The 293-nt window shown below is 49.8% G+C and carries 1 pseudogene; it reads right to left on the reverse strand.

Features of this window, described 5'->3' with window-relative positions:
- A pseudogene (locus tag PZE06_RS28505) lies at nt 1-293 on the reverse strand (vitamin B12-dependent ribonucleotide reductase); the annotation flags it as partial.

Raw genomic sequence — 293 nt, forward strand, 5'->3', positions numbered from 1 at the left:
GCCCTTTTTCCTTCGCTAGTTCGATAGATGCGCGGTAAGCTGTCGTCGCCATAACTTCAAACACCTTATCGACAATGGCGTTACCTTCGTCGCTTCCGTATTCCGCTTCGCAATAGATTAATAGGTCGTGAAGTCCCATGACGCCCATGCCTAGACGTCGTTCTCCCAGCGCTTGTATCGTATTTTCCGGAAGGAAGTACGGTGTTGCGTCGATTACGTTATCCATTAGGCGCACGCCAATTTCGACCGTGCGTTTTAGTCGTTCATAGTCGACTGTCTTGCGCTGTTTATCC

It is taken from the genome of Robertmurraya sp. DFI.2.37 (assembly GCF_029211245.1).
GTDB lineage: Bacteria > Bacillota > Bacilli > Bacillales > Cytobacillaceae > Robertmurraya > Robertmurraya methanolica_A.